At 42.0% G+C, this 23,565-nt stretch carries 26 protein-coding genes; 9 read left to right on the forward strand and 17 right to left on the reverse strand.

Features of this window, described 5'->3' with window-relative positions:
- The first annotated feature begins 53 nt into the window (after window positions 1–53).
- On the forward strand, window positions 54–212 hold the full coding sequence (locus ACWPV5_RS09515) for a hypothetical protein (RefSeq protein WP_454383629.1): 159 nt from the start codon (window positions 54–56) through the stop codon (window positions 210–212).
- A 55-nt stretch (window positions 213–267) separates the two neighbouring features.
- Here ACWPV5_RS09515 and ACWPV5_RS09520 read toward each other — a convergent pair whose 3' ends face one another.
- From ACWPV5_RS09520 to ACWPV5_RS09535, 4 genes are all read right to left on the reverse strand, one after another.
- Window positions 268–2,232 (reverse strand): peptide ABC transporter substrate-binding protein, encoded by a 1,965-nt coding sequence (locus ACWPV5_RS09520; protein WP_454383631.1) that lies wholly within the window; start codon window positions 2,230–2,232, stop codon window positions 268–270.
- A gap of 137 nt (window positions 2,233–2,369) precedes the next feature.
- Window positions 2,370–2,504, reverse strand: a complete 135-nt coding sequence (gene rpmH, locus ACWPV5_RS09525) for a 50S ribosomal protein L34 (protein ID WP_000831905.1) — start codon at window positions 2,502–2,504, stop codon at window positions 2,370–2,372.
- 154 nt (window positions 2,505–2,658) lie between these two features.
- On the reverse strand, window positions 2,659–3,873 hold the full coding sequence (locus ACWPV5_RS09530; RefSeq protein WP_000666476.1) for a pyridoxal phosphate-dependent aminotransferase: 1,215 nt from the start codon (window positions 3,871–3,873) through the stop codon (window positions 2,659–2,661).
- Between the two features lie 155 nt (window positions 3,874–4,028).
- Window positions 4,029–4,331 (reverse strand): hypothetical protein, encoded by a 303-nt coding sequence (locus ACWPV5_RS09535; protein WP_219967233.1) that lies wholly within the window; start codon window positions 4,329–4,331, stop codon window positions 4,029–4,031.
- A 161-nt stretch (window positions 4,332–4,492) separates the two neighbouring features.
- On the opposite strand from ACWPV5_RS09535, the gene ACWPV5_RS09540 reads away from it, so the two are divergent.
- Window positions 4,493–4,945: a universal stress protein gene (locus tag ACWPV5_RS09540; RefSeq protein WP_000079148.1), complete on the forward strand. Its 453-nt coding sequence runs from the start codon at window positions 4,493–4,495 to the stop codon at window positions 4,943–4,945.
- A 134-nt stretch (window positions 4,946–5,079) separates the two neighbouring features.
- On the opposite strand, the gene ACWPV5_RS09545 is transcribed toward ACWPV5_RS09540, so the two are convergent.
- Window positions 5,080–6,471, reverse strand: coding sequence for a Cof-type HAD-IIB family hydrolase (locus tag ACWPV5_RS09545; RefSeq protein ID WP_265526510.1), 1,392 nt, complete (start codon window positions 6,469–6,471; stop codon window positions 5,080–5,082).
- A 65-nt stretch (window positions 6,472–6,536) separates the two neighbouring features.
- Here ACWPV5_RS09545 and ACWPV5_RS09550 point away from each other — a divergent pair, with 65 nt between their 5' ends.
- Window positions 6,537–7,499, forward strand: a complete 963-nt coding sequence (locus tag ACWPV5_RS09550; protein ID WP_454383644.1) for an asparaginase — start codon at window positions 6,537–6,539, stop codon at window positions 7,497–7,499.
- Here the strand turns inward: ACWPV5_RS09550 and ACWPV5_RS09555 are convergent.
- Together ACWPV5_RS09555 and ccpA are read right to left on the reverse strand one after the other, a co-directional pair.
- Entirely contained in the window at window positions 7,484–7,642 is a 159-nt protein-coding gene (locus ACWPV5_RS09555) for a hypothetical protein (protein WP_454383646.1), read from the reverse strand. The two genes, ACWPV5_RS09550 and ACWPV5_RS09555, sit on opposite strands and share 16 nt — an antisense overlap.
- Before the next feature lie 60 nt (window positions 7,643–7,702).
- Entirely contained in the window at window positions 7,703–8,713 is a 1,011-nt protein-coding gene (ccpA, locus tag ACWPV5_RS09560) for a catabolite control protein A (RefSeq protein WP_261052325.1), read from the reverse strand.
- A gap of 237 nt (window positions 8,714–8,950) precedes the next feature.
- Here ccpA and ACWPV5_RS09565 point away from each other — a divergent pair, with 237 nt between their 5' ends.
- Window positions 8,951–9,268, forward strand: coding sequence for a DUF960 domain-containing protein (locus ACWPV5_RS09565; protein WP_000886035.1), 318 nt, complete (start codon window positions 8,951–8,953; stop codon window positions 9,266–9,268).
- Between the two features lie 46 nt (window positions 9,269–9,314).
- Here the strand turns inward: ACWPV5_RS09565 and folK are convergent, their stop codons facing one another.
- The 6 genes from folK to ACWPV5_RS09595 all read right to left on the reverse strand — a co-directional run bounded on the left by folK (window position 9,315) and on the right by ACWPV5_RS09595 (window position 15,449).
- A complete protein-coding gene (folK, locus tag ACWPV5_RS09570; RefSeq protein ID WP_454383648.1) occupies window positions 9,315–10,127 on the reverse strand; it encodes a 2-amino-4-hydroxy-6-hydroxymethyldihydropteridine diphosphokinase in 813 nt (270 codons plus the stop codon).
- A gap of 158 nt (window positions 10,128–10,285) precedes the next feature.
- Complete coding sequence (gene folE / locus ACWPV5_RS09575) at window positions 10,286–10,840, reverse strand: GTP cyclohydrolase I FolE (protein ID WP_000380931.1); 555 nt, start codon at window positions 10,838–10,840, stop codon at window positions 10,286–10,288.
- Window positions 10,821–12,143: a bifunctional folylpolyglutamate synthase/dihydrofolate synthase gene (locus tag ACWPV5_RS09580; RefSeq protein ID WP_454383651.1), complete on the reverse strand. Its 1,323-nt coding sequence runs from the start codon at window positions 12,141–12,143 to the stop codon at window positions 10,821–10,823. Before ACWPV5_RS09580 ends, folE begins: the two co-directional genes overlap by 20 nt.
- Window position 12,144: 1 nt before the next feature.
- The gene (gene folP / locus ACWPV5_RS09585) at window positions 12,145–13,125 is read right to left on the reverse strand and encodes a dihydropteroate synthase (protein WP_454383653.1); all 981 of its coding nucleotides are present in this window, start codon (window positions 13,123–13,125) and stop codon (window positions 12,145–12,147) included.
- A gap of 93 nt (window positions 13,126–13,218) precedes the next feature.
- A complete protein-coding gene (locus ACWPV5_RS09590) occupies window positions 13,219–13,926 on the reverse strand; it encodes a CPBP family intramembrane glutamic endopeptidase (protein ID WP_454383655.1) in 708 nt (235 codons plus the stop codon).
- Between the two features lie 104 nt (window positions 13,927–14,030).
- Complete coding sequence (locus ACWPV5_RS09595; RefSeq protein WP_000359256.1) at window positions 14,031–15,449, reverse strand: NCS2 family permease; 1,419 nt, start codon at window positions 15,447–15,449, stop codon at window positions 14,031–14,033.
- 189 nt (window positions 15,450–15,638) lie between these two features.
- Between ACWPV5_RS09595 and ACWPV5_RS09600 the strand changes: the two genes are divergently transcribed.
- From ACWPV5_RS09600 to ACWPV5_RS09620, 5 genes are all read left to right on the forward strand, one after another.
- Complete coding sequence (locus ACWPV5_RS09600; RefSeq protein WP_454383657.1) at window positions 15,639–16,451, forward strand: Cof-type HAD-IIB family hydrolase; 813 nt, start codon at window positions 15,639–15,641, stop codon at window positions 16,449–16,451.
- Between the two features lie 376 nt (window positions 16,452–16,827).
- On the forward strand, window positions 16,828–17,847 hold the full coding sequence (gene adhP, locus ACWPV5_RS09605; RefSeq protein WP_000649185.1) for an alcohol dehydrogenase AdhP: 1,020 nt from the start codon (window positions 16,828–16,830) through the stop codon (window positions 17,845–17,847).
- A 233-nt stretch (window positions 17,848–18,080) separates the two neighbouring features.
- Entirely contained in the window at window positions 18,081–19,070 is a 990-nt protein-coding gene (locus ACWPV5_RS09610) for a PTS sugar transporter subunit IIB (RefSeq protein ID WP_004258131.1), read from the forward strand.
- 25 nt (window positions 19,071–19,095) lie between these two features.
- Entirely contained in the window at window positions 19,096–19,899 is an 804-nt protein-coding gene (locus ACWPV5_RS09615) for a PTS mannose/fructose/sorbose transporter subunit IIC (RefSeq protein WP_049543673.1), read from the forward strand.
- Between the two features lie 23 nt (window positions 19,900–19,922).
- A complete protein-coding gene (locus ACWPV5_RS09620; protein WP_033676082.1) occupies window positions 19,923–20,834 on the forward strand; it encodes a PTS system mannose/fructose/sorbose family transporter subunit IID in 912 nt (303 codons plus the stop codon).
- A 55-nt stretch (window positions 20,835–20,889) separates the two neighbouring features.
- On the opposite strand, the gene pepC is transcribed toward ACWPV5_RS09620, so the two are convergent.
- The 4 genes from pepC to ACWPV5_RS09640 form a co-directional block, all read right to left on the reverse strand.
- The gene (gene pepC, locus ACWPV5_RS09625) at window positions 20,890–22,224 is read right to left on the reverse strand and encodes an aminopeptidase C (RefSeq protein WP_261070618.1); all 1,335 of its coding nucleotides are present in this window, start codon (window positions 22,222–22,224) and stop codon (window positions 20,890–20,892) included.
- 111 nt (window positions 22,225–22,335) lie between these two features.
- Window positions 22,336–23,058: a pseudouridine synthase gene (locus ACWPV5_RS09630; RefSeq protein ID WP_454383661.1), complete on the reverse strand. Its 723-nt coding sequence runs from the start codon at window positions 23,056–23,058 to the stop codon at window positions 22,336–22,338.
- Between the two features lie 18 nt (window positions 23,059–23,076).
- Complete coding sequence (locus tag ACWPV5_RS09635) at window positions 23,077–23,307, reverse strand: hypothetical protein (RefSeq protein ID WP_101782461.1); 231 nt, start codon at window positions 23,305–23,307, stop codon at window positions 23,077–23,079.
- 20 nt (window positions 23,308–23,327) lie between these two features.
- A complete protein-coding gene (locus ACWPV5_RS09640) occupies window positions 23,328–23,558 on the reverse strand; it encodes a GlsB/YeaQ/YmgE family stress response membrane protein (protein WP_101782460.1) in 231 nt (76 codons plus the stop codon).
- Between the last annotated feature and the right edge of the window lie 7 nt (window positions 23,559–23,565).

A 23,565-nucleotide genomic window follows, 5' to 3' on the forward strand; every position in this document is an offset into this window, starting at 1 on the left:
CAAAAGCGTCTGGTAAGGCCTTTTTCTGAAACCAGTCACTATGCTTATACTCAATGAAAATCAAAGAGCAAACTAGGAAGCTAGCCGCAGGCTGCTCAAAGCACTGCTTTGAGGTCGTAGATGAAACTGACGAAGTCAGCTCAAAACACTGTTTTGAGGTTGCAGATGAAACTGACGAAGTCAGTCACATATATACGGTAAGGCAACGCTGACGTGGTTTGAATTTGAGTTTCGAAGAGTATTAACTAAAAAGCATGACTAGGAATATCATTGAATGTGGTTAGCTAAATCTTCCTGAGCTTTTTTATTTGACTCAGCTTTTTCTTTTAGCCATTTGTCATAGAGTTCCTGGTACTGTTTCGCAGTTACCGGCTCTTTTTGTAGTTCAACATATTTGTAGTTATCAGCATCTCCCTTATGACCAACGAAAGAGAAAGCTCCTGTAAACGGTACAGTCTTACGGAAGATTGGGTTGGCTCCGCCACTTTGAACTGGTAGGAAGAGGGCGCTGTCAGTCAACCAAGCTTGGACTTCAGCAAATTTTTCATAACGAGCCTGAGTATTTTCAACTTCGCTATCTGCTTCATCTAGTAACTTTTTGTAAGCAGAAAGTCCAATTTTTTCTTTTACTTCATTATCTTTTCCAGCAGTCAAACCAATATTGTTAAGCTGAGAACCTGACTCTGGATCCAAGAGATCAAGATAAGTTTTCGGATCTGAGTAATCTCCGCTCCAACCTGAAATATCAATGTCATAGTCCTTTTGTTCAGCTGTATCTGCAAAGAACGTAGCTTGATCCTTCTCGTCTGGAGAAAGTTGAATCACGTCAATCACAACGTTGTCCGCCCCAAGGGTTTCTTCCACTGTCTGCTTAAAGGAACTTGCTTGTTGCACATCTAACTTGGCCGTCTGGTCAACCGGCATATCCAAATGAATTGGGAAGGTCACGCCTTCTGCTTGCAAGGTTTCTTTAGCTTTAGCAAATGCTGCCTTGGCTTTTTCAGGATTCAAAAAGGCAGGTTGCGCATCATTCAAATTGATATTCGACCACTCTGTACCATAGTTAATAATCTTTTCATTGACAACATCTCCAAAGTTTTTACCACCGATTTGGACAAAATCACTTGGGATAAGCGTGTTACGCAAGATACGGTCTGCTCCATCTTCACCATTTGTCTGCGCTGCATAAGCATGACGGTCAAAGGCAAAGTTGACAGCCTGACGGAAATCCTTATTTTGCATGGCCGCAAGTGAATCTGTCTTTTCCTTATCAGACTGTTTCATGGTCTGCTTGTAGCTTTGACGATTAACGTTAAAAAGATAGTAGAAAGTAACTGAGTTTTGTGGTGTATAGGTAATCTTGTCCTCGTTTCCCTTCTTGAGTTCAGCAAAGACTGAACTTGTCGGGAAGATACGACCGTCCGAGTAGTTCCCTTCCAAAAATCCTCTCGCTAAACTATCTTGATCAGAACCGTCAAAGAAAGAGAGTTTCACTTTCTCAATTTTCACATTGTCCTTATCCCAGTAATTAGGATTTTTATCAAATTCAATCAAAGATTTTGATGAGAAAGATTTAAACAAGTAAGGACCATTTGACAAGATACTGGATGGTGTCACACTTCCAAAGTCATCTCCCTTAGATTTCAAAAAAGCTTCATTTACAGGACTCAAAATGCCCCCAGTAGTCTTAGAATTCCAGTAAGATTCCGGCTTATTCAAAGTATATTGAAGAGTATAGTCATCCACTGCCTTAACTCCAACAGTTTCAAAGTCAGATGTTTCCCCCTCAACGTAGTCTGCGAGGCCCTTGATAGAGTCTTGAACCAAGTACAAGTTTTCAGCCTTTTTATCAGCTGCATACTTGAGACCTGTCACAAAGTCATGAGCCGTTACATCCGCATACTCTTCGCCCTCTGAAGTGTACCATTTCGCCCCCTGACGGATTTTATAAGTGTAGGTCAAACCATCTTTTGACACCGTCCATGACTCAGCCATAGATGGAATGAGATTACCATACTTATCATTTTCTAACAAGCCATCAATCAGGTTAGTCGTGATACTAGAAGTGGAACCACGTGTTGACGTAATGTAGTCCAAGGTATCAGGATTACTAGTAAATACATAAGAGTAGGTTTTCTCAGCATTACTTGATTGGGAAGACCCACATGCCGCTAGAGCTAGACCTGCTGTCAAAGCCATAGCTCCAAAAAGCATAACTTTTGATTTCTTCATGATTATTCTCCATTTTTTACAGTATGTGAAATATTATACACCATTTGAGGAAAAATATAAAGTCTTTTGAACTTTTTTACAAAAATAAAAATCAGTAGACTCGAGTTCCTACTGATTTTTGTTATGGTTCGTTTGGATTATGCAGCCAAAACTTTGCGTCCTTTACGACGACGAGCTGCCAATACGCGACGACCGTTTTTAGTTGACATACGGTTACGGAATCCGTGTTTGCGCGCACGACGAAGTTTACTTGGTTGATAAGTACGTTTCACGATGAATACCTCCTCATAGATTTTGTATTCGTTTAGCCGGCTATAAAGTGATCAGTTACTAAACATACTTTACTATTCTATCTGATTCTTTCACTTTTGTCAATAGCTCAAGGCAAATGTTTCCAGCTTTTTGGCGCTTTTTCGAATGTAAGCCCTATCTACGATACTGTTTCAAGAAACGAGTCATCTTTTCTTGGATTTGGGCTAGTTCATCAACACGAGGAAGGTAAACGATACGGAAGTGGTCTGGTTCCTGCCAGTTAAAGCCTCGACCATGAACCAAGAGAACCTTTTCCTGCTTCAAGAAATCAAGGACAAACTGTTCATCATCATCGATACGGTACATATTGCGGTCGATTTTAGGGAAGATATAGAGTCCAGCCTTAGGTTTAACCGCAGACAAACCTGGAATATCTTGAATGGCATTATAAATGAAATTTCTTTGCTCGTAAATTCGTCCACCAGGAAGGAGCAATTCATCGACTGATTGGTGACCACCCAAGGAAGTTTGTACGACTTGCTGGGCCAAAACGTTAGAGCAAAGGCGCATATTGGATAGCATATTGAGCCCTTCGATATAGCCTTTAACGTGTGTCTTAGGTCCAGACAAGACCATCCAACCTACACGGAAACCAGCGATACGGTGAGATTTTGATAGACCGTTCATGCTGACACAGAAAACATCTGGTGCCAAGCTCGCCACAGGCGTATGCACATGTCCATCCATTACCATGCGGTCGTAAATTTCATCCGCAAAAATAATCAAATCGTTTTGACGGGCAATCTCAATAATCTCCAACAAGAGTTCCTTAGGATAAAGGGCTCCAGTTGGGTTGTTTGGATTGATAAGGACGATTGCCTTGGTATTGGAAGTGATTTTTGACTTGATATCGTCAATATCTGGGTACCATTCTGCTGCTTCATCACAGACATAGTGAACGGCATTTCCCCCAGCTAGGCTGACAGCTGCTGTCCAGAGAGGATAGTCTGGCATTGGCACCAAGACCTCATCCCCGTTGTCCAAAAGCCCCTGCATGGACATGACAATCAGCTCACTGACACCATTTCCAAGGTAGATGTCATCAATATCTACATTTGGGAATTTCTTCAATTGGCAATACTGCATGATGGCCTTACGGGCTGAGAAAATCCCTTTGGAGTCAGAGTAACCTTCACTATCACGCGCATTCATAATCAAGTCATGAATGACTTCGTCTGGTGCTGTAAAACCAAATTCTGCTGGATTTCCTGTATTCAGACGTAAAATCTTTTCTCCATTCGCTCGCATCCGCATGGCTTCTTCCAAAACAGGACCACGGATATCATAAGCAACATGCTCTAACTTACTAGACTTGTTATATTCTTTCATCTTGTTTCCTCAATTCATCAGGATAGTAACATTATACCACTAGAAAGAAAATGCGACAAGTTTGCTGAAATGTGTTACTAAAATCCTACAGAAGAAAAACCTCACTAAAAGCGAGGTCAAACAGGGAAGATAGCAGGTATTTTGCCAAAAAAACATTACATACCAAAAGATAAACCTAGAAAAAGCAAGGCTAAAAAGGAGTCATAAAGAAGATTGAACATGAGAAAAAGTCCCCATATCATCAAGTAATCCCAACGCCCACTTCGTTTTGCAACTAGGAATAAGATTAGATGGTAGAGTACATGAAAGACTAAAAATCCGATAAAACCTGGATAAAGAAACGGTACCAGACTCTCTAATTGCCAGATCATGATAACTTCTAGCAAGACTGAAACTAGGATGATTCCATAATAAAGGAAATTTGAATTTTTTGTTTCTTGAAAAGAGTTTTTCATCATTCTCCCTCCCTTCACTTCTTTCCTGCTATCCTTTCTTTTATTTTATCATATATTTATATAGATTTTAAGCGCTAACATTCTTTTGAAAAATACTTTTTTTGCTTTACTTCTGTATTGAAAAGGTTTACAATTATAGTAAGAAAATTTCAGGAGGTTTCATTATGGCACAACGTTACCAAAATATTATGGTCGCAATCGATGGTTCTAAAGAAGCGGACTTGGCTTTTGTCAAGGGAGTTCATTCTGCTCTACGAAACGACGCTAAACTCACCATCGCACATGTCATTGACACACGCGCTCTCCAAAGCGTATCCACCTTTGATGCTGAAGTTTACGAAGAACTCCAAGTCGACGCTGAAAGTCTGATGAAAGAGTACGAAAAACGTGCTAAAGATGCTGGGGTGGCAGATGTTCATATCGTCATTGAAATGGGAAATCCAAAGACCCTACTGGCACGTACTATTCCAGATGCAGAAGAAGTTGATCTCATTCTCGTTGGTGCAACTGGTCTCAACGCCTTTGAACGCCTCTTGGTTGGTTCTTCATCTGAATACATTCTCCGCCATGCTAAGGTTGATTTGCTGGTTGTGAGAGAACAAGAAAAAACCTTATAATCACAAAGAAAAGGAGCTCAGCGCTCCTTTTTGTTTACTATTTATACTCTTCAAACCACGTCAACGTCCATCTACAACCTCAAAACAGTGTTTTGAGCAGCCTGCGGCTAGTTTCCTAGTTTGCTCTTTGATTTTCATTGAGTATTATTTCTCTCTTTATGGCGTTCATAAGCCTTGAGTTGGCGCTGCAGTTCCTTTTTAATAGCAGGTTCTGGAGCATATTTTTCTTCCCAATCATCTGGCTTTAAGATTTTGTGGGTCACTGGATCAAAATGAGCCTTGCCATCTGGGAAAATTTTCCCCATATTGGCCTGATGGACAATGTCAAAAATACGTTCTGGGTCCACCCCCATCAAGACAAAACTACCGTAGGTAAAGTAAAGCGTGTCAATCAAGGCATCCACTTGCCCTATCAAATCTTGCTGGGCAGGCGTCTTCTTGGCTACTTTATCTGCCGCCTTATCAAGAGCTTGATGAAGTTGCGATAGAGCTTGATCAAAGTCCTCTTCAGAAGGGCTGGCAGCTCTAACAAACTCCACCAATTCTTCTATTTTAAAGCCAGCCCTGTGGGTTGCACCTTCTAAATCCCAAGCTCGAGGTTCTTCTTGGGTTCGTTCATCCATCATATGGTGGAAGGTCTTGACCTTATTGAAATGATAGTCACGGCTGACAAAGACTTTTTCTGAGGCCAGAACACCAAAATGTTCCAGGGCCTTGTGGATTCCGTCTTGCTGATTGCTGGTAGTGATGTGCTTGGCAACTTCCTTGACACTGCTACTACCATTTCCCATAGCGACCGACATACCGACACCCGCCAGCATTTCTAAGTCGTTATCTGAGTCACCAAAGGCCATGACTTGGTTGAGATCAAAACCATATTCTTTCCCGACTCGGCGTATACCTTCCAATTTTGAATTTCCTTGATTGATGACATCCGCAGCAAAAGGATTGCTACGTGTCAATTTCAAGTCTTCAAAATCAGCTGCCGCCTTCTCAGATTCTTCTGGCGTCATCAGCATCAAAACTTGGTAGATAGGCTGATTCATCAGATGAAGCAGGTCTTCTTCCTTTTGGGGAACAACCTTGCTGACCATACGATTAAAGGAATGACTCACTGTTCGAGTTAAAACTGAGGGAACGAAGCGACTGATTCGTTGAGAAAAAGAACCCAGACCAAAGGACATGATTTTAGAACCCAACATGGCATCCTTGGTCCCTAGGGCAATCTCCTTGCCCTCTTTTTTAGCATACGTAATAAGATGGCGCAAATGTAACTTGGAAATTGGGCTCGTGAACAAGACTCTGTCTTTAGTAAAGATATACTGGCCATTGTAGGTTACCGCAAAGTCCAGGTCCAAATCGTCCATCAATTCCTTAACAAAAAAAGGTCCTCGTCCTGTCGCTACACCGACAAGCACCCCTTGTTCTTTGACGATTTTAATCGCGTCCTTAGTGGATTTCAAAACACTCTTGCGATCGTTGACCAAGGTTCCATCGATATCAAAAAAAACAGCTTTGACTTCCATCCTATCCCAATCTCCCCTTTTGTGATACAATGATTATACCACATTTCAGAAAGAGTGAGTAAATCATGCCTAAGAAAATCCTTGTTTTACATACAGGTGGGACTATTTCCATGCAGGCCGATGCTTCTGGCGCTGTTGTGACGAGTTCAGATAATCCCATGAACCATGTGTCCAATCCTCTTGAAGGAATCCAAGTCCACGCCTTGGACTTTTTTAACCTGCCAAGCCCCCATATCAAACCCAATCATATGCTGGCCCTCTACCAAAAAATCAAAGAGGAAGCTGCTAACTACGATGGGGTGGTAATCACACACGGAACCGACACTTTAGAGGAAACAGCTTATTTCCTTGATACCATGGAAGTTCCCCATATGCCTATCGTTCTAACAGGGGCCATGCGCAGCTCCAACGAACTCGGTAGTGACGGTGTTTATAATTATCTGAGTGCTTTACGAGTGGCTAGCGATGACAGGGCTACTGATAAAGGAGTTTTGGTCGTTATGAACGATGAAATCCACGCTGCCAAGTATGTCACCAAAACACATACGACCAACGTCAGCACCTTCCAGACTCCAACACACGGGCCACTTGGTCTGATTATGAAACAGGAAATCCTCTACTTCAAAACAGCTGAACCCCGTGTTCGCTTTGACCTTGATCACATACAAGGTTTAATCCCTATTATCTCGGCTTATGCTGGTATGACAGATGAGCTGATTGATATGCTGGATTTGGAACAATTGGACGGCTTGATTATCCAAGCTTTCGGGGCTGGTAATGTTCCCAAAGAAACGGCTGAAAAGTTAGAAAGCCTTCTGCAAAAAGGAATCCCAGTCGCCCTGGTTTCACGATGCTTTAACGGTATAGCGGAACCTGTTTATGCCTACCAAGGTGGGGGCGTGCAGTTGCAAAAATCTGGTGTCTTCTTTGTTAAAGAACTCAACGCCCAAAAAGCCCGTTTGAAACTCCTCATTGCCCTCAATGCCGGACTAAAAGGACAAGCTTTGAAAGACTATATGGAAGGGTAAGTCTCTTCGAAAATCTCTTCAAACCGCGTCAGCGTCGCCTTACCGTATGTATGGTTACTGACTTCGTCAGTTCTATCTACAACCTTAAAGCTGTACTTTGAGCAACCTGCTGCTAGCTTCCTAATTTGCACTTTGATTTTCATTGAGTATAATTCCCTCCTCTAAAAACAAATCAGGAAATCTGCACGATTCCCTGATTTTTTCTATTTACGTTTTCGTGTTGAGCGACGTTCTGTCAAACCATGAGGTAAGAGAACTTCACGTTCTTCCAACTCTTCCTTGTGCATAATCTTAGTCAACATACGCATGCTAATGGCACCAAGGTCATAAAGAGGTTGGGCAATAGTTGTTAAGTTTGGACGGGTAAAGCGTGAGATTTGTGAATCATCACTAGTAATGATTTCAAACTCTTCTGGCACAGACACATCCTTATCAGCAAGGCCGTTCAAGACACCTGCTGCCAACTCATCACCTGTTACAACTGCTGCAGTTGCGTTTGATGAAATCAAGCGTTCTGCCAAGGCATACCCATCTTCATAAGTGTATTTAGACTCAAATACCAATCCTTCGCTATAAGAAATACCTGCTTTTTTCAAGGCTTCCTTGTAGCCAACCAAACGAACCTTACCATTGATGTCATCCACTAGCGGACCACTAACGAAAGCAATGCGCTCATTTTCTTTAGCAAGGTAGGTCACTGCATCAATCGTTGCTTGTTTGTAGTCAATATTGACACTTGGAAGCTGATGTTCTACATCCACAGTTCCTGCAAGAACAACTGGTGTTCGAGAACGAGAAAACTCTGAACGAATTTTTTCAGTCAAGTGGTAGCCCATAAAGATGATACCATCCACTTGCTTAGAAAATAGTGTATTGACAACTGAAACTTCCTTGTCATCGTCCTCATCACTATTAGCAAGGACAATATTGTACTTGTACATTTCAGCGATATCGTCAATTCCTTTAGCAAGCGTTGAGAAATAGCCATTGGTAATATTTGGGATCACCACACCGACAGTGGTTGTCTTTTTACTTGCAAGACCACGCGCCACAGCATTTGGACGGTAATCCAAACGATCAATCACCTCAAGCACTTTTTTACGAGTATTCTCTTTTACATTCTTATTGCCATTGACTACACGGCTAACCGTCGCCATTGAAACTCCTGCTTCACGGGCGACATCATAAATCGTTACTGTATCGTCTGTATTCATTCCATTTCCTTTCTATATCATACCTCACGAGACTCCAAAAAAGAGACGGTATGAAAATTTCGTTTTCATGATTCCACTTATTCCATTTTATCACTATTTGTAAACACTTTCAAGTATTTTTTGAAGATTGTTTGAAAAAAATTTCATAGAAAGCTATGTTTATGAAGAAAAAATCACCTTTTCTTGATTTTTAATCCTATTTGCTGTATGATAAGGGGAAAGAAAGGGGGCAGAGATATGGCTTTTACCAATACCCACATGCGGTCGGCTAGTTTTGGCATTGTTACCAGCTTGCCTGATGACGTTATTGACTCTTTTTGGTATATCATCGACCATTTCTTAAAAAATGTCTTTGAATTGGAAGAAGAACTTGAGTTTCAATTGCTCAATAACCAAGGAAAAATTACCTTCCACTTTTCAAGTCAACACCTCCCTACAGCCATTGATTTTGACTTTAACCATCCTTTCGACCCTCTTTATCCCCCGAGAGTACTGGTTTTAGATATGGACGGTAGAGAAACTATCCTCCTCCCAGAAGAAAATGACCTATTTTAAAAAGCTCTAACCTTCAGTTACAAACGACTGAAAACTAGAGCTTTTTCTATTTTTTCAAAGCATTATACAAGTTGCGGATCGGTTGCTTTAATGTAGGATGGATAAAATGAGGCGCAATTTCCTGTAAGGGCTCAAGGACAAAAAGGCGTTCCGCTATGTAAGGATGAGGCAAGATAAGGTCATCTGTATAAAGGACCTGGTCCTCCACAAAGAGCAAGTCCAAATCAATCAAACGAGGCCCCCAATGTACTTCTCTCACCCGTCCCATCTCTGACTCAATGGCTAACAAGGTCTCTAATAGAACTGGGGCCGGCAACCAGGTTTCAACCTCAACCACTTGATTAGCAAAGCTATCTTGCTCCACACCACCCCAAGGCTCCGTCGTCAAGACACTGGACTCTTTGAGAATATGGATACCTCGAGCTCGTATTTTCTCAATGGCCTGTTTCAAGTTTGCTTGTTTATCTCCCATATTGCTTCCTAGGGCGATAAAGGCTCGTTGCTTGCGACGATGAATGGTCACTGAGCAAGTTTCTAGTGGCAAATGAACCGGCGCCCAAGGCTTTTTCAGTTCCAGCTTAATTTCTTGAACAAGAGGATAGGTCTCAAAGGTACGTTCTACCAGTTTGTAGGCTACCGTTTCAATCAAGTCCTCAGTTGTTTCCTGAAACCAAGCCGTCCACTGCTGGCACAGTTCTCCGTAATGGACAGAGGCTGTTAAATCCAAGTCTGTAGCCGCCTTGGTCATATCATAGGATAGGATGGCTGAAACGACAAACTTCTGCCCCAATTCTTTCTCACTAGGAAAAAGACCATGATAAGCAAAAATTTCCAAATCCTTAATCTGCAGTTGATCCATAATGATTCCTTTCTAGAAAAATCCGCCCAAAGCGGATTCTTTTTATACTCAATGAAAATCAAAGTGCAAACTAGGAAGCTAGCCGCAGGCTGCTCAAAACACTGTTTTGAGGTTGCAGATGGAAGCTGACGTGGTTTGAATTTGATTTTCGAAAAGTATTATAGTCCCATTAAACGATAAGCCTGATCTCGAAGGTCCTTATCTGTTTCAAATAGACCACGAGCTACTGTCGTCAAGGTTGCAGTTCCTGGTTTTCTCACTCCACGCATACTCATACACATATGCTCCGCCTCAATGACAACAAAGGCTCCTTTAGCACCTAGATAGTCCATCAAGGCATCGGCCACTTCGATATTCAAACGTTCTTGAATTTGTGGTTTTTTAGAATAAACTTCAACCGTACGAGCTAGCTTAGACAAGCCTGCCACACGACCATCTGGAATGTAGGCTATGTGCGCTCTCCCATAAAATGGTAGAAAGTGGTGCTCACACATAGTATGGAAAAAGATATCCTTTTCTACTACCATGTTATCGTCAATAATCTCAAAGGATTTTGACAAATGTTCCTCCGCTGTTTGACCAAGACCTGAAAAAATCTCTTGGTACATACGGGCGACACGAGCAGGTGTTTCCTGCAAGCCCTCGCGGTTAGCGTCCTCTCCCACAGCCTCGATAATCATTTTTACAGCTGTTTCAATCTTTTGTGTATCCATTTTCGTTCTTCCTCTCCATCAGATAGGCTCTCACTTGGCTCAAGAAATACAAGGAACCCGTGACAATCCTAACTGTTTGTTTCTCTTCTTTTTTATCTGTCAATTTCTGCTCTAGAAAATCCTGCCAACCTTGGTAGCTGAGATTTCTAGACTTGGCTGCCTCTTTCAGCACGTTTTCATCAGTCGCCCGACTATCGTCAAAATGTGTCAGGGTAAGCTCGGTATCTGGGATTTGCTCCAACAAATCCAACATATCCTCCAAGGCCTTGGTTTTGATGCAAGTAAAGAGGATTTCCTTACGATAATCCGCAAAACGTTCTTGCAAGGTTGCCAATAAAGCCTTGATAGCATGGGGATTGTGGGCTCCATCCAAGATCATCAAGGGATCTCTTGACACGACCTCCAAACGCCCTGGCCAACTTGTTTCTTCCAAGGCTTGAGCAAGCAAGTGATTGCTTGCTAGTTCTCGACCATCTTCTTGACAAAAAGTATCAAGTAAAGCTATGGCCATTCCAGCATTCTCTATCTGGTGTAAACCAAGCAGGCCAGTCTGGAAGCGACCTTGTCTGACAACACTTGTATAGTCAAAGACTTCGCCTGTAACCACACTCTTTTGATGGCTGACCTGATAATCTGTCCCGTAGGCAAATCTCGGCGCATCTTTCCCTTCCGCAATGCGGTCAATCACAGCCAAAGCTTCTGGAGCAATACGCCCTGTCACCAAGGGAATACCTTGTTTGATAATACCAGCTTTCTGCTCTGCTATAGCCTCCAAGGTGTCACCAAGTAGGACCACATGATCCAAGCCAATAGTCGTAATTCCTGTCAAAATGGGCTGACAGACATTGGTACTATCCAAGAGTCCACCCATGCCCACTTCCATGATAGCCACATCTACTTGCTCTGAGGCAAAGTAGTCATAGGCTATAGCTGTGATAATCTCAAACTCGGTTGTGCCCTGTAAATTAGCGACCGCTTCTCCCTCCAGCAAAGACTGATAGTCTGCCATGAGGGCTTCTAGTCTAGCCTCTGGGATAGATTCCCCATTGATGCTAATCTGGTCTGTGTAATGAATGAGATAGGGCGAGCTGAAAACACCAACTCTCAGCCCCATCTTTTCTAGCATATTTTTCAAAAAAGCAATGGTCGATCCCTTGCCATTGGTCCCTCCGACATGGATTACCTTGAGTTTGAGATGGGGATTTCCACGCAACGCCAACAGTTCCACCATTCGTTCCAAGCCAAAATGCGGTTGATCCGTCCGGTAGTTAGCAATCCACTGATTGTTTTCAAATTCTTTCATCTTATTTATATTGTTTTAAATCTAGATTTTCCGCTTCATCAGCCAGACGAATAGCCGAAGCAATTTCAACTGCCATCCTGTGACTAGCCACATCATGCACGCGCACCACTTCCACACCCTGTCTCGCAGCGATACTGGTTACATGAGCCGAAGCCGTATCTCGATTGCGGAAACCAAGTTCTGTCTCAGGATTGACTTCAAAATCATTTTCTTCAAGAATATTGATAACAAACCTCTTGCGCGACACTCCGAGAAAGATTGGATAGCCTTTCTGATGTAGTTTATCCAGGTCCCGTAAAAGAAGCAGATTTTCTTTCTTGGTCAGACCAAAGCCAATTCCTGGATCCAACAGGATATTTTCTGGTGCAATACCAGCTTCCTCTGCTCTCGCTAGTGCTCGTTCAAAGAAAGCCTCCATCAAGTCTTCGATTGGCAATGTTTCAAAGTCAGCTAACTCTTCCTCTGTAAAAGCTTGACCAAAACCAAAATGAGGAAATATGAGCGAGCTAGGATGCTGAGGTCGCGCCATGACTGGATTAAACATAATGACTACTTTCGCTCCAACCTTTGCTACCACATGGGCCATTTTTTCATCACCCATGAGACCAGTGATATCATTGACTAGATTGGCACCAGCAGCCAAAGCAGCTTCTGCTACTTGACTCTTCCAAGTATCAATAGAAATGAGGACATCACTTTCCTTGCGAATCGCTTTGATCACTGGAACAACACGCTGGATTTCCTCTTCTATCTCAACATAGCTACTGCTACTGCCCGGGCGAGTCGATTCTCCGCCGATATCTAGCATACTAGCCCCTTCTGCTATCAATTTACGAGCCTGCTGAAGTGCCTGCTCAAGAGCAAAAAATTGACCACCATCCGAAAAGGAGTCTGGGGTTACATTGATAATTCCGCAAATAGCTGTCTTTGCATGATTGGCTTTACTTGACATATCGGTCACTCCCTCAAGGCTTTTCACCATATTATTTCTCTATTTTACCATAAAAAGAAAAAGATGGACACGATTGCATTCATCTTTTTCCCAGTAGAAACAAGTAAGCAATTGTCAAAAATCTTAAATAGAAATCCCTAATGTCCGACTCACGATTACCACAAGAGCTAACAAACAAAAAGCAACCCCATTCACAATCATGTGAAGCAAGATAGACATTTCCAAACGTTGGGTCTTGTAAGCTGTCCAAGATAACACTGTTGACATACCTCCATAGATAAGAAGGGAAGGTAAATTGGTCGGTAAATGAAGCAAGGCAAAGATAATAGCACCGACTATATAACCCACATTTTCTTTACCACGAAAGAGTTTTTTGGGAATCACTCCTCGACATAAAATCTCCTCACAGATAGGAGCTATTAGAACGAGTAAGAAAAAACTGGAAATCAAGGAACTATTCTGGACCAGATCATTAATGTTTGATTGATTGCTGGTTGTTGTTTCATTCCTCAAATGTAACAATAATACACCCGAAATATTACTAATAAGAATGACTAAATAACTTACGGCCAATCTAGCCAAGTCCTTTGCCTTGAAAAACGATAAACTAAAACTAGCCAACTGTGATTTTCTAGCACCTATGATAAATACAGTTAAAACCACAAGAGATAAGATTCCTACTAATAGTCCAGTTTGAAGCAGTGGAAATTTTCTGCTAGTTAGAAAAGTTGCTAGAGCCAAAGGAAACTGAGAAAACAAAAGCCCTACTAGAAAGATTATTAGCCACTTCCCCCTGTTTAATACTTCACTCCAAATATTCTTTTTTATCATCGATCATCCTCCTATCATTCAATCAAAATCACCTACCTAGTTTGAAGCAATTTTCAAGTAACTATAATATAAAAAGGGGAGACCCCCTTTTTATATTATAGCATTTATAGTGCCATACTGATATAATTAAGGATAAACAAGGCATCTAAAATCCAAATCATGACATGAACATCTTTAGCTTGACCTTTGACAAGCTTAGTCAAAGTGTAAGTCAAGAAACCAACTGCAATCCCTTGAGTGATAGAGTAGCTGAATCCCATAAAGATAGATGTGAAGAAGGCAGGAACTGCTTCAGACATATCGTCCCAATGGATATTTTTCAAGCTGGCCAGCATCATAATCCCAACGATAATCAAGATTGGAGCTGTAGCGGCTGTTGGTACAATCGCTAGAAGTGGGCTAAAGAAGCTTGAAATTGCAAAACAGATTGCCACGACCAAGGCTGTCAAACCAGTACGTCCACCTGCACCGATACCAGCAGCAGACTCAACATAAGTCGTTACGTTCGAAGTACCAGCGATGGCACCAATTGAAGTACCAATCAAGTCAGAGTAAAGAGCCTTATCCAACTTAGCTGATTGGTGATTTTCACCATTTGTCGCTACGATACCAACTTTTTCACCTGTACCAATCAAGGTACCAATCGTGTCAAAAATATCTGTCAATGAGAAGGCAAGAATGGCCATCAGAGTTTCAGGCAAGCGAGCTGTATCTGAAATCAAAGCTCCCAAACCTTCTGAACCAAGAGCTGCACCAAAGACTGTCTTCAAGTCTTCAAAGGCTGCACCAACATGGTTATTAGCAAAATCGATACTAGACAAATCTACCAAACCAACTGCGATAGCAAGAACAGTTGTTGTCAAGATAGAGAGGATAATTCCCCCTTTAATCCCTTTGATAACAAAGAAGATTGTGATAGCAAGTCCTGCAAGAGCCACCAAAACAGCTGGATTATTAAAGCTGACCAATCCTGGAACTGCTGAAGCATTTGCTGTAATTGCTGCTTGAGCCTTATCAGCCCCTTCTCCTGCAACCGTATAATTTCCTGGATCGATAGAAAATTTCAAAAGTCCAGCATTCTTAATCCCCACGTAGGCAAGAAAGACACCGATACCAGCTGAAATAGCTGAACGAAGGGCGTTTGGAATCGATTCAATGATCATTTTACGAACATTTGTCAAGGTAATAATCAATGAGATAATTCCACAGATGAAGACCATAGCTAGGGCTTCTTGCCATGAATAACCAAGTCCGAATACAACTGTAAAGGTAAAGAAGGCATTGAGTCCCATACCTGGCGCTTGAGCATATGGCAAGTTGGCGTAGAAGGCCATCATCAGGGTACCAGCAACTGCACCGATAATCGTTGCGAGGAATACACCCTGAGCAGGCATTCCTGTTTGCGAAAGAATTTGTGGGTTTACAAAGAGAATATAGCTCATTGCAAAGAAAGTTGTTAAACCAGCGAGAACCTCTGTACGAACGTCTGTACCATTCTCTTTTAGTTTAAATAATTTGTCCATTATCAATCTCCTTTTAATTTTTACGAACAATAATAGAATTATATCATTTATCATTCACTTTTTCAATATCTTTGTTTGATTTATTTAAGAATTTGATGAAATTTCTTTTTTGGTTTCGAATCTGCTTTTCTGCCTGCTTTCTGTTATAATAGTAGACATCTTATCTGAAAAGACACTAGAAAGGTCCCTATGACGAAAAAAATTATTGCAGTTGACCTGGATGGAACCCTGCTCAACTCGGACAGTCAGATTTCTGACTTTACCAAAGAAACTATTAAAAAAGTTGCTGAAAAAGGCCATCAAGTTATTATTACGACAGGGCGCCCTTACCGAATGTCAAAAGATTTCTACCGTGAACTAGGCTTAAACACTCCTATGATTAATTTCAACGGCTCCCTTACTCATTTACCAGACCAAGTTTGGGATTTTGAAAAGTGTTTGACTGTAGACAAAAAATATCTGCTAGACATGGTTCGACGTTCAGAGGAAATTCAAGCCGATTTTATCGCTGGAGAATATCGTAAAAAATTCTACATTACAAATCCTAATGAAGAAATTGCTAATCCCAAACTATTTGGTGTAGAAGCTTTCCAGCCTGAAAATCAATTCCAGCCTGAGTTGGTAACTAAGGATCCTAACTGTATTCTGTTGCAGACCAGAGCCAGTGACAAGTATGCCCTTGCAAAAGAAATGAACGCCTTCTACCAGCATCAACTGTCTATCAATACCTGGGGAGGGCCGCTCAATATCCTTGAGTGTACCTCAAAAGGTGTCAATAAGGCCTTTGCTTTGGACTACTTGCTCAAGGTAATGAACCGTGACAAAAAGGATTTGATTGCCTTTGGAGATGAGCACAATGATACCGAAATGCTAGCTTTTGCAGGGAAGGGCTATGCCATGAAAAATGCCAATCCAGAGCTACTCCTCTATGCAGATGAGCAAATTTCCTTGACAAATGACCAAGACGGGGTTGCCAAAACCCTGCAAGATTTATTCTTATAGTCCATACTGATACTCAATGAAAATCAAAGAGCAAACTAGGAAGCTAGCCGTAGATTGCTCAAAGCACTGCTTTGAGGTTGTAGATGAAACTGACGAAGTCAGTAACATATATACGGCAAGGCGAAGCTGACGTGGTTTGAATTTGATTTTCGAAGAGTATGACCAGCTTGCGAGCTAGTCTTTGTGTTCTTTTCACAGTCTCATCAACCAGTTAATCGATTGTTCTATTTTTTGCCTCCAAAGCCTTGGAAAAGGCTTTCTTTTGTGATATAATTCACATATAAATACAAGAGAGCTCGTCATACTCGACTCTGTTGACACAAAATCAATCCAGTCCCGTTGTCCCTGTTCTCGGCCAATATCAAGGAGGATAGCTATGAAAGCTGTTGTTGTAAATCCAGAAAGCACTGGTGTTGCTGTTGAAGAAAAAGTACTCCGCCCACTTGAAACTGGGGAAGCACTTGTAGAAATTGAATACTGCGGTGTTTGCCACACCGATCTCCACGTTGCTCATGGTGACTTTGGTCAAGTACCAGGACGTGTTCTTGGCCACGAAGGTGTTGGTATCGTTAAAGAAATTGCCCCAGATGTGAAAAGCCTTAAAGTCGGTGACCGCGTCAGCGTTGCTTGGTTCTTTGAAGGATGTGGCACTTGCGAATACTGTACAACTGGCCGTGAAACTCTTTGCCGTACAGTAAAAAATGCTGGCTACTCAGTAGATGGTGGTATGGCTGAACAATGTATCGTAACTGCTGACTATGCTGTTAAAGTTCCTGACGGACTTGATCCAGCCCAAGCTTCTTCTATCACATGTGCTGGTGTAACAACCTATAAAGCTATAAAAGAAGCAAAAGTTGAACCAGGCCAATGGGTTGTACTCTACGGTGCTGGTGGACTGGGTAACCTAGCTGTTCAATATGCTAAAAAAGTATTCAATGCTCATGTTATCGCAGTTGATATCAATAATGACAAACTTGCCCTTGCAAAAGAAGTCGGTGCTGACATCGTTATTAACGGACTAGAAGTTGAAGATGTACCAGGACTCATTAAGGAAAAAACTGATGGAGGTGCTCACTCAGCCGTCGTAACCGCTGTGTCTAAAGTTGCCTTCAACCAGGCTGTTGACTCAGTTCGTGCTGGTGGTCGCGTCGTCGCTGTCGGTCTTCCTTCTGAAATGATGGAACTCAGCATCGTTAAAACAGTCCTCGATGGAATCCAAGTCATAGGTTCTCTTGTTGGAACTCGTAAAGACTTGGAAGAAGCCTTCCAATTCGGTGCAGAAGGTTTAGTAGTTCCAGTTGTTCAAAAACGTCCAATAGAAGATGCCGTAGCCATTTTCGACGAAATGGAAAAAGGTCAAATCCAAGGACGTATGGTACTCGACTTCACCCACTAATCTATTAGAAACCTATTTTAAAAGTTGGAATGCGCTTCCAACTTTTTTATATTAAATTTTTAAATAAGGATTCAAAAAAACTTCTCTAAAACTCAATATATCAATATTTTCAGATGTAATCTTTTTAATTTTTTATGATAAATAGTTGCTTTTTATATGAAAACGGTTTATACTTAAAAAGTCTTAAAGTTTTCTTAAACGAAAACTAAAACAAAAAAGGAGGAATGACAATAATGAGTATCGGAATCATTATTGCGAGCCACGGCGAATTTGCTGCGGGTATTCATCAGTCAGGATCTATGATCTTTGGTGAACAAGAAAAGGTTCAAGTTGTAACCTTTATGCCAAATGAAGGTCCTGATGATCTATACGCTAAGTTTAATAACGCTGTTGCTGCATTTGACGCAGAAGATGAGGTTCTAGTTTTGGCTGACCTTTGGAGTGGATCTCCATTCAACCAAGCTAGTCGCGTGATGGGAGAAAATCCTGAGCGTAAGTTTGCCATCATCACAGGACTGAACTTACCGATGTTAATTCAAGCCTACACAGAGCGCCTCATGGACGCTGCTGCAGGTGTAGAAAAAGTCGCTGCTAATATCATTAAAGAAGCCAAAGATGGCATCAAGGCTCTTCCAGAAGAGCTAAACCCAGTTGAGGAAGTAGCAAGTGCTGCAGCTGCTCCAGTTGCCCAAGCTGCTATTCCAGAAGGAACTGTCATCGGAGACGGTAAACTCAAAATCAACCTTGCCCGTCTAGACACTCGTTTACTTCACGGTCAAGTTGCAACTGCTTGGACTCCAGATTCAAAAGCAGATCGTATCATCGTTGCTTCAGATAACGTAGCTAAAGACGAATTACGTAAAGAATTGATTAAACAAGCAGCTCCAGGTAAAGTGAAAGCAAACGTTGTTCCTATCCAAAAACTAATCGACGTTGCAAAAGATCCTCGCTTCGGAGGAACACATGCCCTTATCTTGTTTGAAACACCTCAAGATGCCCTTCGTGCTATTGAAGGTGGCGTGCCAATCAAAACTCTTAATGTTGGATCAATGGCTCACTCAACTGGTAAAACAATGGTTAACAACGTTTTGTCTATGGATAAAGAAGACGTTGCTACATTTGAAAAAATGCGTGACCTTGGTGTTGAATTTGATGTACGTAAAGTACCAAACGACACGAAAAAAGATTTGTTTGACTTGATCAACAAAGCAAACGTGCAATAATCGATTTTATGAAAGGATTTTAAAGATGTCTATTATTTCTATGGTTTTAGTAGTCGTTGTAGCCTTCCTAGCAGGTCTTGAAGGTATCCTCGACCAGTTCCAATTCCATCAACCAATCGTAGCTTGTACCCTTATCGGTCTTGTTACTGGTAACCTTGAAGCAGGGATCATCCTTGGTGGTTCTCTTCAAATGATCGCCCTTGGTTGGGCTAACATCGGAGCTGCCGTAGCTCCTGACGCTGCTCTTGCTTCTGTTGCTGCTGCCATTATCATGGTTCTTGGTGGCGACTTTACTAAGACAGGTATCGGTGTTGCCCAAGCGGTTGCTATCCCTCTTGCAGTTGCTGGTCTATTCTTGACTATGATTGTCCGTACACTCTCTGTCGGATTGGTTCACACTGCTGATGCTTCTGCTAAAAAAGGTGACTTCAAAGCAGTTGAACGTGCTCACTTTGTCGCACTTCTTCTTCAAGGTCTTCGTATTGCAGTCCCTGCAGCACTCCTTCTAATGGTACCAACTGAAACCGTACAAAGCATTCTAAATACTATGCCTGATTGGCTTAAAGATGGTATGGCTATCGGTGGTGGTATGGTCGTTGCCGTCGGTTACGCTATGGTTATCAACATGATGGCAACTCGTGAAGTATGGCCATTCTTCGCTATCGGTTTCGTGCTTGCTGCCGTGTCAGATATTACTCTAATCGGATTTGGTGCTATCGGTGTTGCTATCGCTCTTATCTACCTTCACCTTTCTAAAACTGGTGGAAACGGTGGCGGTGGAGCCGCAACTTCTAACGACCCAATCGGCGATATCCTAGAAGACTACTAAGATAAGAAAGGACTGAAAACATCATGACTGAAAAACTTCAATTAACTAAATCAGATCGTAAAAAAGTTTGGTGGCGTTCAACTTTCTTACAAGGTTCTTGGAACTATGAACGTATGCAAAACTTGGGTTGGGCTTACTCATTAATTCCAGCTCTTAAAAAACTCTACACTAAAAAAGAAGATCAAATAGCTGCTCTTGAACGCCATCTTGAGTTCTTCAACACTCACCCATACGTAGCCGCTCCAATCATGGGGGTTACTCTTGCACTTGAAGAAGAACGTGCTAACGGTGTTGAAATTGATGACGCTGCTATCCAAGGGGTTAAAATCGGTATGATGGGACCTCTTGCTGGTATCGGTGACCCAGTATTCTGGTTTACAGTACGCCCAATCCTCGGATCACTCGGTGCTTCACTTGCCCTTACTGGTAATATCTTAGGTCCAATCCTCTTCTTCGTTCTTTGGAACTTGATTCGTATGTCATTCTTGTGGTATACACAAGAGATTGGATACAAGGCTGGATCAGAAATCACTAAAGATATGTCTGGCGGTATCCTCCAAGACATCACTAAAGGAGCTTCTATCCTTGGTATGTTCATTCTTGCTGTCCTTGTTCAACGTTGGGTAAATATTAAATTTGCTTTCGATGTTGCCAAAGTTCAACTAGATGAAAAGGCTTATATCCATTGGGATAAATTGCCAGAAGGATCTAAAGGTATCCAAGAAGCATTCGCACAAGTAGGACAAGGATTGTCTCAAACACCTGAAAAAGTTACTACTTTCCAACAAAACTTGGATATGTTGATTCCTGGACTATCAGGACTACTCCTTACTTTCCTTTGCATGTACTTGCTTAAGAAAAAAGTATCTCCAATCACTATTATCCTTGCACTCTTCGCAGTGGGTATTGTGGCACATGTTCTTCACATCATGTAATCAAGCAACTTAAAAGGAATCAGGTTCTAAAATCTGATTCCTTTTTTCTATACTTTTATTCAGCCAAGGCTCCCATTGGATCCCATGGTGCAAGAACAATTGGTTCTGCTTCATAGGCAGCCTGTTCTTCGGCTGTCAGCAATTCTTTGCGAACAACGATTTGGTAAGTGTATTCGTCCATCCAAGCGTCTGAGGCAACAAAGTAACCATCTGTACCGACCTTGTCTCCCCAAGAGTTTTCAACCTTCCACTTGGTTGACTTACCATTTTCATCCAAGTCAACACCTGTCAAGACCATGGCGTGGGTCATCAAGCTTTCACTGTAGTCCAGACGTCCAGCCTTGTCTTGAGTGAATTGAATGTCCATGCTTGATTCGAAGTCATAAACATCTGTCGCAAGGATTCCAGCCTTACGGTTGCTGAGCTGACCAACATCAGAACCAAACCAAACAGTCTCACCTGCTTGCATTTGAGCAATCGCCAATTCTTTCAAGCGCTCCATTGGAACGTTGATGTAACGAACCGCACGGCTACCAACCACATTTCCCAACATCTCAACTGTGTAAGATTGGCCGTAAGGCTTGTCAGCAGTTGGGGCGTTGATAACAGAAACGTAATCTTCTAGTGGAAGATTGACATATTTCTTGTAAAATTCTTGTGGTGTGATGCCCTTTTCACTTTGGTAGTTGTTATCCTTATCGCGATAAGCAAAGTCAAATGTACGTGGTGGAAGTCCTAAAGACATAGCAAGAAAGTTAAAGATTTCTTGCAAAAGTTCTTCTTTCTTAGCTTGAACAGTCGCTTGGTCTGCGCCAGAAGCAAGCAAGTCACGCAAGATTTGAGCATCTTGACGAAGCAATTTGTTGAGAATGGCATTTAGCTCACGGCTGCTACTAGATGAAACAGACTCAGGGTAAACTGACTTAGGCACGACACCGTATTTCTCAAAGAGAGACACCACCATATCCCACTGACCACCGTCTTGTTGTGGTGTTTGGAGTAGGAATTTAACCTTACGGCTCGTCAGGTCTTGGTCTGCAGTCGCAATCACTTGCTCCAAGAACCAGTTGGATTTCTCATACTTGTCCCAGAAGAAGGTGTGGGCCTGTGACAACTCAAAATTTTCCAATTTATATTGTGAAATGAGTTTGTGGCGGAAGGTATTAAGAGCTGCAAACATCCAGCAACGACCAGATGCTTTCTGGTTAGTAACCTTGTCCTTGGTCAAATCCAATGAGAAAACAGGGGTGTTGTCTACATGGCTTTGGCGACGTTCTAGGGCTGCAAAAATTCCGTTGTGGCTGGCAGCATTTTCAATCGCTTGGTATTTTACATTTGCTTCATAATTGGCAAATAGTTTATCAGTAAATGATTCTTGAATCGCGTTCATAGATTCCTCCTTTTATTCTACAGTCTATTATAACGCTTTTTACAAAGGAAGCAACTGAAAAACATAAAAGGCAAGGACATTGTCTCTTACCTTTTTCAAATATAAACTAAATTAAGCAATACTATCAAGGAGAATTTCTAACTCTTCCTTGGTCAAGCGACGCCATTCCCCTCGTTGTAAGTTCTCATCCAAGACTAAAGTTCCCATAGTCAAACGCTGTAGGTCTACTACTTCCTTGCCACAGTAGGCCACCATACGCTTGACCTGATGAAACTTCCCTTCTGCAATAGTCACACGGATTTGACTCTGATTCTTTTCTGCATCTGTAGAAAGAATCTCCAGTTTAGCAGGCTGACAAGTAAAGTCTTTGAGAGGAATACCATCAGCAAATATCTCCACATCTTCTTGGGTCATAATTCCCTTGACTTGTGCCTGATAAGTCTTGTCCACATGACGCTTTGGCGAAAGAAGAGCATGGGCAAGCTGACCATCATTGGTCAAGAGCAAAAGACCATGCGTATCGATATCCAAGCGCCCTACTGGGAAAACTTCCTTACTACGCGCCAAGTCATCCAACAAGTCCAGAACGGTTCTGTGCTTGGGATCCTCAGTCGCCGAAATAACTCCTTGGGGCTTGTTCATCATGTAGTAGATAAACTCTTCATATTCCAGCACTTGCCCATCAAAACGAATCTCATCTCTTTCTTCATCAATCTGCAGTTTAGCTGATTTTTCTTTTTTACCATTTACCATCACGCGCCCAGCCTTGAGCAGGTTTTTGACCTCAGTTCGACTCCCTATAGCGCAGGCAACTAAAAATTTATCCAATCTCATAGAACTATTATATCACACTCAAAAGGAGGCTGGTACAATGACCAACCTCCTTTTCATTTCATACTCTTCAAAAATCGCTTCAAACCGCGTCAACGTTGCCTTGCCGTATATATGGTTACTGACTTCGTCAGTTCTATCTGCAACCTCAAAACAGTGTTTTGAGCTGACTTCGTCAGTTCTATCCACAACCTCAAAGCAGTGCTTTGAGCAGCCTGCGGCTAGTTTCCTAGTTTGCTCTTTGATTTTCATTGAGTATCAGATTTAAGAAATTAACTTCCCCGTCTCCAGAAAATCGCTAAGACAATCATGGCTCCTAAAATCGCTGGGATAATAGCTGTTCCTGATAAAACTGGCCCCCAAGTTCCAAAGAGCAAGTGCCCCAGAAAGGCTCCAACCCAACCGAGGAACATTTTCCCAAAGCATCCCATGCGTTCTCCACGATTGGTCAAAGCACCTGCCAAGAGTCCCACTAGGAGACCAACAAACATACTTCCTATCATCTTGGCT

This window comes from Streptococcus sp. Marseille-Q7156, assembly GCF_965119495.1.

Coding starts and splice junctions, on each gene's coding strand:
- ACWPV5_RS09515 (WP_454383629.1), top strand. CDS start 54: ATGAAAATCAAAGAGCAAACTAGGAAGCTAGCCGCAGGCTGCTCAAAG.
- ACWPV5_RS09520 (WP_454383631.1), bottom strand. CDS start 2,232: ATGAAGAAATCAAAAGTTATGCTTTTTGGAGCTATGGCTTTGACAGCA.
- ACWPV5_RS09530 (WP_000666476.1), bottom strand. CDS start 3,873: ATGAAAGAATATAACAAGTCTAGTAAGTTAGAGCATGTTGCTTATGAT.
- ACWPV5_RS09535 (WP_219967233.1), bottom strand. CDS start 4,331: ATGATGAAAAACTCTTTTCAAGAAACAAAAAATTCAAATTTCCTTTAT.
- ACWPV5_RS09540 (WP_000079148.1), top strand. CDS start 4,493: ATGGCACAACGTTACCAAAATATTATGGTCGCAATCGATGGTTCTAAA.
- ACWPV5_RS09545 (WP_265526510.1), bottom strand. CDS start 6,471: ATGGAAGTCAAAGCTGTTTTTTTTGATATCGATGGAACCTTGGTCAAC.
- ACWPV5_RS09550 (WP_454383644.1), top strand. CDS start 6,537: ATGCCTAAGAAAATCCTTGTTTTACATACAGGTGGGACTATTTCCATG.
- ACWPV5_RS09555 (WP_454383646.1), bottom strand. CDS start 7,642: ATGAAAATCAAAGTGCAAATTAGGAAGCTAGCAGCAGGTTGCTCAAAG.
- ccpA (WP_261052325.1), bottom strand. CDS start 8,713: ATGAATACAGACGATACAGTAACGATTTATGATGTCGCCCGTGAAGCA.
- ACWPV5_RS09565 (WP_000886035.1), top strand. CDS start 8,951: ATGGCTTTTACCAATACCCACATGCGGTCGGCTAGTTTTGGCATTGTT.
- folK (WP_454383648.1), bottom strand. CDS start 10,127: ATGGATCAACTGCAGATTAAGGATTTGGAAATTTTTGCTTATCATGGT.
- folE (WP_000380931.1), bottom strand. CDS start 10,840: ATGGATACACAAAAGATTGAAACAGCTGTAAAAATGATTATCGAGGCT.
- ACWPV5_RS09580 (WP_454383651.1), bottom strand. CDS start 12,143: ATGAAAGAATTTGAAAACAATCAGTGGATTGCTAACTACCGGACGGAT.
- folP (WP_454383653.1), bottom strand. CDS start 13,125: ATGGTGAAAAGCCTTGAGGGAGTGACCGATATGTCAAGTAAAGCCAAT.
- ACWPV5_RS09590 (WP_454383655.1), bottom strand. CDS start 13,926: ATGATAAAAAAGAATATTTGGAGTGAAGTATTAAACAGGGGGAAGTGG.
- ACWPV5_RS09595 (WP_000359256.1), bottom strand. CDS start 15,449: ATGGACAAATTATTTAAACTAAAAGAGAATGGTACAGACGTTCGTACA.
- ACWPV5_RS09600 (WP_454383657.1), top strand. CDS start 15,639: ATGACGAAAAAAATTATTGCAGTTGACCTGGATGGAACCCTGCTCAAC.
- adhP (WP_000649185.1), top strand. CDS start 16,828: ATGAAAGCTGTTGTTGTAAATCCAGAAAGCACTGGTGTTGCTGTTGAA.
- ACWPV5_RS09610 (WP_004258131.1), top strand. CDS start 18,081: ATGAGTATCGGAATCATTATTGCGAGCCACGGCGAATTTGCTGCGGGT.
- ACWPV5_RS09615 (WP_049543673.1), top strand. CDS start 19,096: ATGTCTATTATTTCTATGGTTTTAGTAGTCGTTGTAGCCTTCCTAGCA.
- ACWPV5_RS09620 (WP_033676082.1), top strand. CDS start 19,923: ATGACTGAAAAACTTCAATTAACTAAATCAGATCGTAAAAAAGTTTGG.
- pepC (WP_261070618.1), bottom strand. CDS start 22,224: ATGAACGCGATTCAAGAATCATTTACTGATAAACTATTTGCCAATTAT.
- ACWPV5_RS09630 (WP_454383661.1), bottom strand. CDS start 23,058: ATGAGATTGGATAAATTTTTAGTTGCCTGCGCTATAGGGAGTCGAACT.
- ACWPV5_RS09635 (WP_101782461.1), bottom strand. CDS start 23,307: ATGAAAATCAAAGAGCAAACTAGGAAACTAGCCGCAGGCTGCTCAAAG.
- ACWPV5_RS09640 (WP_101782460.1), bottom strand. CDS start 23,558: ATGATAGGAAGTATGTTTGTTGGTCTCCTAGTGGGACTCTTGGCAGGT.